11 protein-coding genes and 3 pseudogenes are annotated in these 12,039 nt (G+C 38.5%); 4 read left to right on the top strand and 10 right to left on the bottom strand.

Annotation, left to right across the window (positions count from 1 at the left end; genetic code table 11):
* Positions 1 to 48: 48 nt before the first annotated feature.
* The 3 genes from ACWYN3_RS40430 to ACWYN3_RS40420 all read right to left on the bottom strand — a co-directional run bounded on the left by ACWYN3_RS40430 (position 49) and on the right by ACWYN3_RS40420 (position 1,944).
* The gene (locus tag ACWYN3_RS40430; protein ID WP_456219227.1) at positions 49 to 1,020 is read right to left on the bottom strand and encodes an ABC transporter transmembrane domain-containing protein; all 972 of its coding nucleotides are present in this window, start codon (positions 1,018 to 1,020) and stop codon (positions 49 to 51) included.
* 143 nt (positions 1,021 to 1,163) lie between these two features.
* Positions 1,164 to 1,487 carry a hypothetical protein gene (locus ACWYN3_RS40425; RefSeq protein WP_456219226.1) on the bottom strand — a complete coding sequence of 108 codons (324 nt, stop codon included), beginning with the start codon at positions 1,485 to 1,487 and terminating at the stop codon, positions 1,164 to 1,166.
* A gap of 7 nt (positions 1,488 to 1,494) precedes the next feature.
* The gene (locus ACWYN3_RS40420) at positions 1,495 to 1,944 is read right to left on the bottom strand and encodes a DNA-formamidopyrimidine glycosylase family protein (protein ID WP_456219225.1); all 450 of its coding nucleotides are present in this window, start codon (positions 1,942 to 1,944) and stop codon (positions 1,495 to 1,497) included.
* A 203-nt stretch (positions 1,945 to 2,147) separates the two neighbouring features.
* Here ACWYN3_RS40420 and ACWYN3_RS40415 point away from each other — a divergent pair, with 203 nt between their 5' ends.
* The 4 genes from ACWYN3_RS40415 to ACWYN3_RS40400 all read left to right on the top strand — a co-directional run bounded on the left by ACWYN3_RS40415 (position 2,148) and on the right by ACWYN3_RS40400 (position 5,433).
* Complete coding sequence (locus tag ACWYN3_RS40415; RefSeq protein ID WP_456219224.1) at positions 2,148 to 2,492, top strand: response regulator; 345 nt, start codon at positions 2,148 to 2,150, stop codon at positions 2,490 to 2,492.
* Positions 2,493 to 2,562: 70 nt separating this feature from the next.
* Entirely contained in the window at positions 2,563 to 3,462 is a 900-nt protein-coding gene (locus ACWYN3_RS40410) for a hypothetical protein (RefSeq protein WP_456219223.1), read from the top strand.
* Complete coding sequence (locus tag ACWYN3_RS40405; protein WP_456219222.1) at positions 3,462 to 4,688, top strand: M3 family metallopeptidase; 1,227 nt, start codon at positions 3,462 to 3,464, stop codon at positions 4,686 to 4,688. The genes ACWYN3_RS40410 and ACWYN3_RS40405 overlap by 1 nt, the downstream gene beginning before the upstream one ends.
* 34 nt (positions 4,689 to 4,722) lie before the next feature.
* Positions 4,723 to 5,433, top strand: a complete 711-nt coding sequence (locus tag ACWYN3_RS40400) for a DUF2490 domain-containing protein (protein ID WP_456219221.1) — start codon at positions 4,723 to 4,725, stop codon at positions 5,431 to 5,433.
* A 50-nt stretch (positions 5,434 to 5,483) separates the two neighbouring features.
* On the opposite strand, the gene ACWYN3_RS40395 is transcribed toward ACWYN3_RS40400, so the two are convergent.
* The 7 genes and pseudogenes from ACWYN3_RS40395 to ACWYN3_RS40365 all read right to left on the bottom strand — a co-directional run bounded on the left by ACWYN3_RS40395 (position 5,484) and on the right by ACWYN3_RS40365 (position 12,038).
* Entirely contained in the window at positions 5,484 to 6,782 is a 1,299-nt protein-coding gene (locus ACWYN3_RS40395) for a GntP family permease (protein WP_456219220.1), read from the bottom strand.
* Positions 6,783 to 6,883: 101 nt separating this feature from the next.
* Complete coding sequence (locus ACWYN3_RS40390) at positions 6,884 to 7,072, bottom strand: hypothetical protein (RefSeq protein WP_456219219.1); 189 nt, start codon at positions 7,070 to 7,072, stop codon at positions 6,884 to 6,886.
* Complete coding sequence (locus tag ACWYN3_RS40385; RefSeq protein WP_456223328.1) at positions 7,050 to 7,298, bottom strand: carboxy terminal-processing peptidase; 249 nt, start codon at positions 7,296 to 7,298, stop codon at positions 7,050 to 7,052. Before ACWYN3_RS40385 ends, ACWYN3_RS40390 begins: the two co-directional genes overlap by 23 nt.
* Positions 7,299 to 7,310: 12 nt before the next feature.
* Positions 7,311 to 8,926: pseudogene (locus tag ACWYN3_RS40380) on the bottom strand (S41 family peptidase); the annotation flags it as partial.
* A gap of 245 nt (positions 8,927 to 9,171) precedes the next feature.
* Positions 9,172 to 10,421 (bottom strand): annotated as a pseudogene (locus ACWYN3_RS40375) (sulfate adenylyltransferase subunit 1).
* Positions 10,421 to 11,323 (bottom strand): annotated as a pseudogene (gene cysD / locus ACWYN3_RS40370) (sulfate adenylyltransferase subunit CysD). Before cysD ends, ACWYN3_RS40375 begins: the two co-directional pseudogenes overlap by 1 nt.
* Positions 11,324 to 11,333: 10 nt before the next feature.
* Positions 11,334 to 12,038, bottom strand: a complete 705-nt coding sequence (locus ACWYN3_RS40365) for a phosphoadenylyl-sulfate reductase (protein ID WP_456219218.1) — start codon at positions 12,036 to 12,038, stop codon at positions 11,334 to 11,336.
* Position 12,039 lies beyond the last annotated feature (1 nt).

Below are 12,039 nucleotides of genomic sequence, written 5' to 3'. Positions count from 1 at the left end.
GCTCCGGGTTCTACTTTAAAAGAGATGTCTTTCAGAGATGATTTCTCTCTAAGTAATACTTACATCCTGCACCTCTATTGCTCCGGTCAGGTTTTGCGTAATTACACCTTTTTCAATAGGATCTTCTGCATCTAGTACCTGGCTGATTCTACCAAAAGAGGCGGTAGCCTGCGCAATGACATTGCTCATAAAACCAATAACAATTATTGGGAAAATCAACAAAGCAAGATAGCTATTGAAAGCAGCAAAATCACCAATGGTCATGCTTCCTTTAATGACGTAGTGCCCACCTAAAGCCAGAATAGTTAATCCAGCCATATTTGCCGTAAAAACAATGATTGGAATCAGCCATGCGAATAAACGAAGTATAGAAATACCAATAGTTTTTGCCTGTGTGCTCGCATTAAAAAACTTCTCATATTCCAGTTGCTGAGAATTGATCACACGTATCAGTGCAGCACCGAGTATACTTTCGTTAATGACTTTATTTAACCAGTCAATAACTTCTCTGCTCTTCTTAAACAGCACTTTTACTTTGCCTAATAATACGATATAATAAGCACCGCCAATAATGGGGATAATACAAATAGTCGTTAAACCCAGCCTCCAGTTAATACTTAGAAGTAAAACCGTAGCCCCGATAATAATGAAGATAGAAGAGACTATAGAAACAATAGCCTGTGAAATAAAAAGTTTAACTGAATCTACATCAGAAGTAAGATTAGTCAGTAATTTCGAAGGATTGGTCTTCTCAATAAAAGCATAACTCTGATTAGAGATTTTCTTCGTAACCCGGGTTCTCAGGTCACGCGCCACCCGCTCAGAAGCAAAGGTCTGCACGATTCCCTGTAAATAACTGAATACAAAAATAATCAGGGCTACTACCGTAAACTCCAAGATGATAGACTTATAAGAAAAATTCCCTGTATTATAAGCATCAATACCATGCCCAATCATTCTGGGCAGCCATAAGTTTAATCCATTGCTGAATAAAGCAAAAAGAATGAGCAAAATGACCATTGCTCTATAGGGTTTTAGCAGGCTGAAGATACCGGAGGGCTCTTTTTATCACTACTGACTTGTTCTTTCATTTTAAAAATTTATTCCTTTAACCACGATAAAACAATGGTTTACTTGAGCTGATGAAGTTATAAATTTTTATTTTAATAGATCTCTTGTTCTTCTGTATAATAAGTTTTTCTTGCTCCTGTTTTCACAATGATTATAGGAACACCCGACGGACTATGTGTCTTCTTCGAACTATGAATTTTCAGGAAATCCCGTACTTCTCCACTGATAATAGCCGGATGTGTTTTAGAGATCTGTTCGATGGCATTTTTCAATACATGCCGTACAGCTTTTGCCAGATCTTTCAACTTTTCTTCAGGTATTTTATTGGCCGAAGAAAATGGAGAGATTCCTGCTTCCCATAAAATTTCATCTGCATAGGCATTGCCTATACCCCTGATTATATGCTGATCTAACAACACATTTTTAACTGCTGCTTTTTTTGAGGCAAAGAAAGATCTTTCTGAAAAAACTTTCATCTATCTCTTTTGCCAAAGCATCCGGAGTATGATCTTCGGCAGGGTTAAGTGCCGCTTTTGCCATTCCCTGAAAATCTGTTAAGCAAAAACGAGTACCATCTTTAAAGTGCATTTCAAGGATAATATGTTTTGGGCTTTCCTCTTTTTTGATCAAATGAAGTTCACCTTTCAGCATCATATGAAAACTTAATATAGCCTTGTTCTCAAATTCGAAATACAACTCTTTACCAGAACGGGATACATTGATAATCCTTTGATTCTCGAGTGTGTGATTTAACTCTTTTTCAGAAACATTCAATTTCTTACTATTTTTCACGACAATTTCAGTCAGCTGCTTCCCCTTTAAATGTTGTTCAAGATTGCGGCTGAAAATTTCTAAATCGGGTAATTCAGGCATATTGTATCATTTAATTTTAAAATAGGCTAAAATATACATGATTTTTTCTAAAAACACATCAAATCATGTCTGCTTAATTAAACGTCAATATTCCTGAAAAGAGTTTGATATATTATTTTTAATCAATAAAAAAACGATTATCTTTAGTTAGTCATCAAATGCTCTCAAACTCATTTTTTGATTTTACAAGAAAATGAGGCCTGATGAAAAAAGTAATCGTACAGGATACTGACTTTGACTTGCTCGAAACACTGACTTTCCTTTTAGAGGATGCAAGTTTTGAGGTACTCCCTATTCTCCACTATAAAGACGTAGCCTCACAAATCAGCACCTTTAATCCTCACCTGATCTTACTTGACTTCAGACTTTCCGGTATTGAATGTACCTGCTTATGCGCCTCTATAAAAAAAGAGTTTCCTGCTCTTCCAATTCTAGCATTAAGCTGTAATCATAATATCCAAAAAGAATATGCTCTGGCTGGCTTTGATGATTACATTGCTAAACCATTTGACATTGACCATTTGTTAGCTGTACTGGAAAAATATTAAAAAGGTTTTATGTAAATTCGGCTAAACCATTTATTATAACAAATGAATAAGATATTTATCATGCCACTTTGTGGCCATCATTGTTGTTACAGCATCCTGCGTTAACAACAATGATAAATCCGGCAGCGGAAAAACCAGCTTATCTTCTGCTAATCCTTTTAATGACACCAGTAAACTTGCCTATCAGACACCTGCATTTGATCAGATCAAAGATGATGATTTCCAACCCGCATTAGAGGAAGGAATGAAACTTCAGTTGGAAGAAATGCAAAAAATAGCTGATAATACGGAGGCTCCAACCTTTGAAAACACCTTGGTCGCTATGGAAAAAAGCGGGCAGCTATTAACACGTACAAATAACGTATTTGATGCATTAACAGGTGCAAACACTAATCCTAAACTGCAAAAGCTACAGGAAGACATTGCACCAAAACTAGCGGCTCACCACGATGCTATTTACCTGAATTCAAAACTATTTAAACGTATACAGACAGTTTATACTAACCGTGAACAGTTAAAACTTGATCCTGAATCTAAACGCCTTGTTGAATATTATGAGCAGCAGCAGTTTGAATTAGCAGGGGCTAAACTGTCAGATAATGAGAAAGACAAACTTAAAAAACTGAATGAGGAAGAAGCCTCTTTAAGCGCAAAATTTTCCAACCAGCTGATGGCGGCTAATAAAGCTGGCGCACTGATCGTCTCTGATAAGGCAGAATTAGCAGGACTTTCCCAGGGTGAACTTGCTGCTGCTGCCCAAAATGCAAAAGCAAATAATCAGGAAGGCAAATGGTTGATTCCCTTACAGAATACGACTCAACAACCTTCTTTACAATCCTTGACTAACCGTACAACACGCGAAAAATTATTTAAGGCTTCGTGGAACCGTACAGAGAAACAAGACGCAAATGATACGCGCAGTACAATAGTACGTATCGCAAAAAAATCCGTGCAGACAAAGCTAAATTAATGGGTTTTCCTGATTATGCAACATGGAAACTGCAAGACCAGATGGCTAAAACACCAGCTGCTGTCGATGCTTTTTTCGCTAAACTGGTTCCTGCGGCTACTGCAAAAGCTAAAATCGAAGCTACTGACATACAAGCACAGGCAGACCTGGAAAAAGGAGGATTTAAAATCCAGCCCTGGGATTGGGATTATTATGCAGAGAAGGTCAGAAAACAAAAATATGATCTGGATGAAAACGAGGTAAAACCATATTTCGAATTGAATAAAGTATTAGAGAATGGTGTTTTTTATGCCGCTAACCTGCTTTATGGAATCACATTTACTGAACGTCATGATCTTCCGGTTTATCAAAAAGATGTAAGAGTATTTGAAGTTTTTGATAAAGATAAATCGACTATTGGCTTGTTCTATTGCGATTATTTTAAACGCGATAATAAATCGGGCGGGGCATGGATGTCCAACCTTGTAGGTCAATCTAAATTAATGGGCACTAAACCAGTAATTTACAATGTATGTAATTTCACAAAACCAGCGGAAGGACAACCTGCCTTAATTAGCTTTAGTGATGTAACTACGATGTTCCATGAATTCGGACATGGTGGTTTACATGGCTTATTTGCAAATCAAAAATACCCGAGTTTGTCTGGTGCAAATGTAGCACGTGACTTTGTAGAGTTCCCTTCCCAGTTTAATGAACATTGGGCCTTAAACCCACAGGTATTCAAAAACTATGCTGTTCATAATAAAACTGGCCAGCTGATGCCACAGATATTGGTTGATAAAATTAAAAAAGCTGCTGCTTTTAACCAGGGATACAACTTGACAGAGGTCTTGTCCGCTGCCTCTTTAGATATGGCATGGCATAAACTTTCGGCTAGTGATCCACTGCAAAATACAGATAAATTTGAGCAGGCTTCACTACATAAACTGAATCTGGACCTCCCGGAAGTTCCATCACGTTACCGTACTTCTTACTTCTCTCATATCTGGGGTGGTGGATATGGTGCTGGTTATTACGCTTATCTGTGGACAGAAATGCTTGATGATGATGCTTATTCATGGTTTGAAGAAAACGGCGGCTTAAACAGAGTGAATGGTCAGCGTTTCCGCGATATGATCTTATCTAAGGGGAATACTGAGGATTATGGAAAAATGTTCCGTGAATTCAGAGGACATGATCCGAAAATAGGCCCAATGGAAAAAAGCCGCGGTCTGACTACGAAATAGTTCTTATTTTAGCAGGACATACAAATAAAATAAGATGAAGCGTAATTTCTTTTTTTTGCTGATTGTCCTGTGTTTTACCGGCACAACAATCAATGCCCAAACCAGTTCCCAGAACAGTGGCTGGCTATTCTTACTCAACAGTACTAAAATCAATAAAAAATGGGGTACTCACCTTGATGTCCAGCTCAGGACTTCAGATAATTGGAGTAATGTAAAAAACTTTCTTTTCAGACCGGGGATAACTTATTTCATCAACGACAAAAATGATATTACACTCGGTTATCTGTTAAGTGAGACACATAACCAGGCAGATGACCTGGGTGAGCACAAACTTACAGAACACAGAGTCTGGCAGCAATATATCCATAAACATAAGATCAGTACCATTAACGTGAGCCACAGGTTCAGACTGGAACAAAGATTCGTAGAAAAAATACGTAATGAAGAAGTATTTGCACAGCGATTAAGATACTTTGTCCGTTTAATCATACCACTGAAAAAAGAAGTTAAGAATTTTGAAGAAGGATTTTTTGCAGCCCTGCAAAATGAACTTTTCTTTAATATTCAAAATAAAGATAAACTGAATGGTCATTTCTTTGATCAGAACAGAGCCTATGGAGCATTGGGATACCGGTTCAGTAAGAAATTCGATCTGGAGGCTGGTTATTTAAACCAGGCTGTAAAAGGAGGAAATAACAATTCCATTAATAACGTAATTCAACTGGCGGTATATACCCGGTTTTAACTTTTCGAATGCTTGGTTTAGCCTCATATGAGGCTAAACTAAGCATTCACTTATACAAACTGATTCAGTATCAATACTCCGATCAGCCCTAACACTGAAACCAGGCTCTCCATTATTGTCCATGTTTTGAAAGTCTCTTTCAAAGTCAGGTTAAAATATTCTTTAAACATCCAGAAACCAGTATCATTGACATGAGAAAGCATTAAACTGCCCGCTCCTACTGCCAATACCATTAATTCTGGTGAAGCTCCGGCAGTAATAAATGGGATTACCATTCCTGAAGCTGTTAAGGCTGCTACCGTAGCAGAACCTAAGGTAACACGCAGTGATGCAGCGATCAGCCAGCCCAGTATCAAAGGAGAAATATGCAGATTAGCAGTCAGGTTTTTCACCTGATCACCTATCCCGCTCTCTATAAGGATTTGTTTAAAAGCACCTCCTGCAGCAATAATCAGGATAATCATCGCCACACTTTTCGCGCCTTGTACACAGGACTCCATCGCTTTTTGCATCGGGATCTGTTGTATAAATATCGTGATGACAATAGCCATTGTTAAAGCTACTGTAGGATTTGAGATAAAAGTAAGGATATGCTGTACCGCTGGATTATTCGTGATTAAAATACCAACAGTACCCACTACTATAAAAAATATAGGAGAAAGTGCAATGATGAAACTTTTTAATGCAGACGGCAGGTTTTCTTCTCCCTGCAGATCAATTTTTTGATGTTCCCTGTCTCCTTTTGGTAATTTAATAATTGCTCTTGGTAAAAAGATACCAGCGATAATAGCCACAGGGATACTGATAATTAAGCCATAGATCAGGATATGGCCAATATTTGCATGAAAAATACTCGCTAAAGCAACCGGCCCGGGATGAGGTGGCAGGAAACCATGCGTAATAGATAGTGTGGCAGCCATTGGAATACCGACATATAGTTTAGGGAGTTTGGCTGCCGAGGCAATCGTAAGTACCAATGGGATCAGCACCACAAAACCAGCATCATAAAATAAAGGAATTCCCACCATTATACCAGTCAGCAATACAGCCCATTGTATATTTTTAATCCCAAAAATCCTGACCAGCACAAAGACTATTTTTTTTGCAGCACCACTGTCCTCTGCTAATTTACCAACCATTGCCATTGCACCGAGTGCCAGTACCATGACAACATCCCCCATTGTACTGCCAATACCTTTGCTGACCGATGTCATGATCTTTTCCACGGGTAAGCCCAGCATAAGGCCTGTAACTACTGCTACAATAAGCAGGGCAAGCATTGGGCTTACTTTTTTAATGATCAGGATCAGCAGGATAATTATCCCAAATAGTACCAGTAATAAGTCCATAGAAAAATGATTTGGTAATTCTTGTTTTTAGCCTATGTTAAAATGTAAGAAGCCGTTTAGCACTATAGTTCTAAACGGCTTCTTAAGATAGCATTTTATGACTAAACTACAGGTTTCAGAAGAATATAATCTGCCATAACTTTTAAAGTTTCATCCTCTAAGAAGTCAAAGTTTTCTTCCTTCTTGATTTTATCACCTTTTTTAACCGGCGCAAGGCCTCTTGTAGCTCTTAGCTTGTTGATATTTTCTAAAGATTTTACTTCAAGACTATCTCTCTCTGATGATTTCATTTTCATTTTCATTCAGCGTAACCGATGTTTCCAGATTACGTTTTTTCATATCCGCAATATCCTGCACCAGAATTTTATAATCTAAGGATTTTTCCATTCTTGTGTCATGAAGTTTAACCAGTTCAGCTCTTACATCAGTAAGATTAGCCACAGCGATAAAATCAGATTTTTGAACCTCATCCCATGGTAATGCTGAGGCTTCAGTATCCTCCCCTACTTTATCCATTGGATAAAAAGATGGTAAAGTAATATCAGGCACTACCCCCTTATGTTGTGTACTGCTGCCATTTACACGATAGAACTTACCCATTGTTAAATTGATTTGCCCTAACTGTGGAATCTCATTTACACCTTTGACAGCCTTTTTACCTGATCCAGGAATACTTTTCTGTGCAAGACCAGCTAAACGTTGCAGAACGGAAGGATTGACCAGCTTGTTTAAATCAATTGGCTGTTGCACTGTCCCTTTACCATAAGTCTGTGTTCCTATGATTATCCCTCTTCCATAATCCTGTATGGCACCTGCAAAGATTTCAGAAGCAGAAGCAGTTGCACGGTCTACCAGAACACCAAAAGGACCCTTCCAGGCAACACCTGAATTTTCATCATTATCAACTTCGACATCCCCTTTCACATCCTTAACCTGAACAACCGGCCCCTTATCGATAAATAATCCTGTCAGGTTAATTGCTTCCAGTAAAGATCCACCGCCATTAGCACGAAGATCCATTACAATAGCATCAACCTTATCTTTATCTTTCAGTGTATCAATTAATAGTTTTACGTCGCGGGTTGTACTTTTATAATCAGTCTCTCCAGCAATCGCAGCTTTGGCGTCAACATAAAATGCCGGAACACTGATGATACCTATTTTATAAGGTTTACCATTAGATTTGATAGTTTTCACTTCTTTTTTAGCAGACTGATCTGCCATTACAATCTTCTCCCTGGTAATCTCAACGATCACTGGTTTTGAAGACATATCATGGCCTGCAGGAATAATAATCTTCAATCTTACTTTAGTTCCCTTCGGGCCCTTAATTTTAGCGACAGCATTATCCAGTCTCCAGCCAGTAATATCTTCAAAATCTCCTGTTTCCTGCGCAACAGCAATAATCCGGTCTCCTGCATGCAATAACTTACTTTTAAAAGCTGGTCCGCCGGGTGTAACTTCTGCAATTTTCAATATATCATTTACAGATTGCAGATACGCACCAATTCCCTCTATAGAACGTGACATTTGTTCATTAAACTCACTTGCATTAGCCGGGTTGAAATAATTAGTATGCGGATCAATTGTACCCGTAAAAGCATCCATAATCACCTGGAATACATCCTGATTATTCAATTTAGAAGACTGTGATTTAAGGTTCTGATATCTCTTAGTTAAAGACACAGCATTTTTAGACTCAGTAGTCCCTGCAAGCCTTAAATTAACCAGTTCATATTTGACTTTCTTTTTCCAGATGTTATTCAGTTCAGCAACAGTGGTAACCCACGGCATGTCGCTCTGTCAAAAACATAAGTATCATGCTGATTAAAATCATATTTATCTTTAATATGAGCCATCGCATAATTCATCGTTTCATTATACCTTTTAGAATAAACATTAAAAATATAAAAAGGGGCACTCAGATCACCAGCCCTGAAAGCATCATCCAGCGTAGTCCTGAACTGTTCAAATTCTTTGATATCTGAAGCCAGGAAATAATTCCGGTATGGATCCAGTGCTTTAATATATTTATCAAGCACAAGAGAAGAAATAGAATCATTGATTGCCAGTTTCTTATAACTATAGTTTTCTACCAGCGCAACAATCTGCCTGCATACTAAGCTTTGTTTCTCATCAGGCATAATATTAGGGATACCTTCAACCCGCTGTTGTGGTTTCGGTGTAGCCTGACATGCCATTACAGCCGCGGTGAAGGTTACCAGTAATATTCTTTTCAGCATCTTTTTAAATAATTTAAAATCCATTTTTATAACGGCGACTAATATAATGCCAGTTCTCTATAAATAACCTATAAAACCCTAATCTATCAAAAAAGGGACAAACTATACAGTTTGCCCCCGGATTTCATAGGTAAATAAAATCTCTGTTATTCAACTACAGCTCTGAACATCAATGCACCTACGGTTAAATTTGTACGTCCATCAATTAAGATTGCCGAGCCATTGGCTTTATTTTCAGTATATAAATCAAAGGCCAGTTCATCAGCCGTTTTAATCACTACACGGCCTATATCGTTTAATTTAAACTCATGGGTCTCCTCTTTTTCCAGCGTATTGATATTTACTTTATGCAGGATTTCCCTGATTTTACATTTGGTGAGCTTGCTGTTATGTTGCAGGAAATAAGTAATAGAATCATCCATTGGCTTATTATCCATCCAGCACAAATCTGCTTCTATCAATTGAGAGCGCTGTGGCAAATAATTTGAATTGACCAGGACATCCCCTCTGCTGATATCAATATTATCTTTCAGGTGTAAAGTAACTGACATCCCGCTGTAACTTCCTCAGGAGTCTGATCAAATATCTCAATCCTATCAATTACCGAACTGCTGCCAGAAGGTAAAACAGTTACCTTATCATTCACTTTAAAAGCACCACTCAGGATTCTGCCGGCATAACCTCTGTAATCATGCAGCGCATCAGTTTGCGGACGGATAACCCATTGTACAGGCATTCTTGCATAATGCAGATCCTGGTTAGCTGTAACTTCAACCGTTTCCAGAAAATCAAGCAGACTAGTTCCCTTATACCAGGGCATATGCTCAGAAGTATGAACAATATTATCCCCTTTTAAAGCACTTACCGGAATAAAAGTAATATCCTGCAAATTTAGCTTTGCGGCCATTTTTTTATAGTTATCAGTGATCGTATTGAATACTTCTTCACTGTATCCTTCCATATCCATTTTATTGATACAAATAACTACATGGCTTACCCCCAATAAAGAAACCAGGTAAGAGTGTCTGATCGTCTGCTCAACCACACCGTTTCTCGCATCCACCAAAATGATTGCTAAGTTAGCTGTAGACGCTCCTGTAACCATATTTCGCGTATACTGGATATGCCCGGGTGTATCTGCGATGATAAACTTCCGTTTTTCGGTCTGAAAGTACTTATAAGCCACATCAATTGTGATCCCCTGTTCTCTTTCTGCCCGCAGCCCATCTGTTAAAATAGCCAGATCAATTGTGCCATCATCATTTTTGCGGTTCGACTGCTGCAATGCTTCCAGCTGATCTGCTAAAATAGAACCCGTATCATATAATAATCTGCCAATCAGGGTACTTTTCCCATCATCAACACTTCCTGCTGTAAAAAACTTAAGTATATTCATTAAAAGTATCCTCCTTTTTTGCGGTCTTCCATTGCTGCTTCAGATACTTTATCATCCAGACGGGCTCCACGTTCACTTATTTTTGATGCGCTGATTTCATTTATAATATCGTCAATCTGATCAGCCTCAGACTCTACTGCTGCAGTACAGCTCTATCCCCCGTACGGAATCTCACTTTACGATGGGTCACTACATCTGCCTCATCCATATTCAGGAAAGGTGATGCCGCCATTAACTGGCCGTTTCTGGTAATACAATCCCTTTGATGCGCAAAATAGATAGATGGCAGACTCATTTTTTCTCTGCGGATATAATTCCAGACATCGAGTTCTGTCCAGTTACTGATTGGAAATACCCTTACGTTTTCTCCTTTATGGATTTTACCATTATAGATATTCCATAGTTCAGGACGCTGACGTTTAGGATCCCATTGACCAAATTCATCCCTTACCGAGAAAATTCTTTCTTTAGCTCTGGCTTTTTCCTCATCTCTTCTGGCACCGCCGATACAAGCATCAAAACCATGTTTAGCGATTGTATCCAATAAAGTAACCGTTTGCAAAGAGTTTCTGCTCGCATTTTTACCTTTTTGCTCAATCACTTTACCATTATCGATTGATTCCTGCACATAACCTACGATCAGTTTTTTTTCCTAAACGCTCTACCATTTCATCCCGGTAGGTAATCGTTTCTTCAAAATTATGACCAGTATCAATGTGTACCAGCGGAAAAGGAAACTTACCCGGACGGAAAGCTTTTTCAGCTAGCCTGACCAAGGTAATAGAGTCTTTTCCACCAGAGAAAAGCAATGCTGGTTTTTCAAACTGCCCCGCTACCTCACGCAGAATATGAATCGCTTCTGCTTCTAATTCGTCTAAATAATCTAAATTATATTTACTCATGTGTTTCTCTTTATTTTGTGGTGTGCAAACCACATTCCTTCTTAGACTGATCTTCCCACCACCATCTTCCTGCTCTGAAATCTTCACCTTCCTGAACTGCCCTGGTACAGGGAGCACAGCCGATGCTGGGAAATCCTTTGTCATGAAGTGTATTGTATACAATATTATTTTCCCTGATATATGCTTTTACTTCATCCAGGCTCCAGTAAAAGATAGGATGAAATTTAATCAATTGATTTTCCTCGTCCCATTCCAGGTTTGACATGTCTGTCCTGTTTAGTGATTGCTCAGCCCTGATACCGGTAACCCAACATTTATTACCTTTCAGAGCCCTTTTTAGGGGAACTATCTTTCGGATAAAACAACACTCTTTTCTGTTCTCTACAGATTCATAAAAACTATTCGGCCCCTTTTTAGAAACCATATCCTCCAATGCTGCTGCATCCGGATGATAAGTATGAATAGGTTTTTGATAATTTTCCAAAGTCCTGTTCCATACATAATAAGTTTCAGGAAATAACCTCCCTGTCTCCAACGTAAATACCTTTATAGGTAAGTCATTGGCAAATATCAGATCAGTAATTACCTGGTCCTCCCAACCAAAACTAGTAGAAAAGGTAATTTGTCCCGCAAATTTCTGCGAAAGGAAAGTCAGGGCTTCAACAGGGCCAAGATCCTTAATTTGCACAGCTATTTCTTCCAGGTACGCTTTCATT

This window comes from Pedobacter sp. NJ-S-72, from assembly GCF_053890575.1.
The sequence above is the reverse complement of the archived record's forward strand: the minus strand, read 5'-3'. Positions and strand labels throughout refer to the sequence as shown.